This is a genomic window from Treponema endosymbiont of Eucomonympha sp., from assembly GCF_001028545.1.
Window position 1 is genome coordinate 1 of record NZ_BBPW01000121.1, and the last position, 2,128, is coordinate 2,128.

Annotated in this window: 4 protein-coding genes; all 4 read right to left on the reverse strand. The window is 58.3% G+C overall.

The features are described from left to right. Positions 1-344 precede the first annotated feature (344 nt). Entirely contained in the window at positions 345-635 is a 291-nt protein-coding gene (locus AWU74_RS05165; RefSeq protein WP_162481789.1) for a hypothetical protein, read from the reverse strand. Positions 636-638: 3 nt separating this feature from the next. Then, a complete protein-coding gene (locus tag AWU74_RS11635; protein WP_187150858.1) occupies positions 639-806 on the reverse strand; it encodes a hypothetical protein in 168 nt (55 codons plus the stop codon). A 70-nt stretch (positions 807-876) separates the two neighbouring features. Next, entirely contained in the window at positions 877-1,068 is a 192-nt protein-coding gene (locus AWU74_RS05170; RefSeq protein ID WP_238580177.1) for a hypothetical protein, read from the reverse strand. Between the two features lie 134 nt (positions 1,069-1,202). Next, positions 1,203-1,733: a Smr/MutS family protein gene (locus tag AWU74_RS05175; protein ID WP_162504858.1), complete on the reverse strand. Its 531-nt coding sequence runs from the start codon at positions 1,731-1,733 to the stop codon at positions 1,203-1,205. Positions 1,734-2,128: the final 395 nt, after the last annotated feature.

Sequence of the window (2,128 nt, forward strand, 5' to 3'; positions counted from 1 at the left end):
AAACGTCTTCCGTGCCCTCAAGCGCCGGCGCGGAATCGCTACTCGCTACGCAAAGCTCACCGCTTCCTTCATCGCCGCTATTCATGTCAGGTGTTTATTCCTCTACCTTCCAGTCCACACTACCTAGCCGGTGTCCGTAAAAAACGCGCCCCGTCCTTCGCGCCTTTATCGCAGTATTGGTGAACGCGTACAAAAGCGTCTTTCAGCAGCGTATACTCGTCAATGCCCGTAACCATACGGTCAAGATAAAACACAGCGTGGAAACGGGGTCGCAGGGTGGCTCGCCGCCTTTAGGCAAGTTGTGTGATTTTGAAGTAATAAGCTCATAGCGGACCCCGGCGAATTTAGCCTGAAACTTCCGCAAGCGTTTTGCCGCCGTCCACGTCTACCGGCAGCATGTCGCTTTGTATGAAGTTCGCGTTCCCGCGTTTGCCGCCGGAGTACTCGGCAAAGACGCAATCGTACTCGTCGCGGTATGAATCTACGCGGTGCGGGTACCCCGTTTTTGCTGCGTTGCCTACGCAGTTTGCCCGATAGATTGTAGACTTGCCTGTTTCGGCACTTTGCAGTATGCTTCCGACATCAATCGCATTGTTTTCGCCCCGCGCCTGCAAGCTATGGGGTATTTTTTGCACCGCTCATACGCGCCCCGATATGCGCTGCATAAGTCGTATTGGTCGGTGAGCAATGCCTCGTTTTTTTTCCGCAATGCGCTGTATGGCTTCAAGCCCTCTTTCGCGTTCGCACAAAAGCAACTCCGCCTCTGTTACCTGCGTGTCCGCTTTGAACCGCAGTTCAAAGCTCAAGAGCCGCCGTCTGCTTGTAAAACGCGATAAGGCGCAATTCGGCGGTTAATTCGGTTTCAATACCTTGTATTCAGGCTTCAAGCCCTTTGTTTTGCGATATAGGTACCGTTTGTTTCATGCGCTCAAGCATCGCCGTTGCCTGCGCACCCGTGAAAACCCTCTCTGTTCCGTTTTTCACGAGTCCCAAAAGCGCGTTCGCGTGGTTGTGCACCGTCTTTGCGCTGCACCCGATAGCGCTCGCTATTGGTTTTGCGGTCATCATAGCGTACACCCTTCTTGCGATAAAGTGCATTTTTGGCACGTTCATTTGACGAAGTGGTACTCGGTCGCGGAATAGCAGGAACGCTCGCCGAGGTGCGCGTCCGCGCCTGCCGGAGGCTTTCCCAACGGGCTTATCTAGCGGATTATCACCCACGTGGCGCCCTTCCCGCCGTCCCGCTCTTCGGGGTGCCCCGACGCGCCCAGCCGCGGGTCGCGCTCGATAAACGCGCGCACCATTTTAGGCAACACCGCGTCCCCTTCTCCGCTATGCAGCCCCTTGCCGTGAATGATGAGCGCTTTCCGCGCGTTGCGCCGCACGCATTCCGCAATAAACCGGTCAAGCCTGTTCCGCGCTTCGTCGTGTGTATAGCCGTGCAGGTCGAGCGTCGTATCATAGGGCAGTTTTCGGGCGGCGCGCATATCCGCCCGCGCCGCCTGTTCCCGCGCCTGCCGGTCGAGCGCGTCTTTGTCGACGACCGGATACCGACTGAGCCACGCTTCGAGCAGGCGGGCGGTTCGCTCAGGCGGCGGAGCGTCGCCTTGCCCGCCCGAAGCGGTTTTGCCGCGCGCCGGTTTCGGGACGCCGGCTTTCCGTGCGGACGAGGCTGTCCGCCGTTGCGGGTTTTGCCGCTCCCACTCTGCCAGAATATCGCCGAAATCAGCCACGCCGCACACCGTTCCTTGCGGAGCGCGAGGCGTCAAAGTGCGCGAAGCTGGATTCGAGCGTGTGGGTGTTGCACATAACGGACAGGATAGTAGCAAAAACAGCGGGATAAGGCAATTCTCACCGCGGGATGCTTCCCGCTGACGGCGGCGCGGTCCGCGCCTAACAATCGTATAGCGCACCGACCGGAACCCGTACAGTACACAGGCGCAACACTGTACAGTATGCAAGCGCGATACTGGAGAGTATGCAGGCGCGATACTGTACAGGTGCGCGTCCCGCGAATAAGGCGCTTGCCAGGCACGCAAATACGGCAGAGGGGTTTGATTCAGCGGGACGCCGAACCTGCCGCAAATTCGGTCGTTACCCCGCGCTTTGCGGCCTGTTGTTCCGAGTT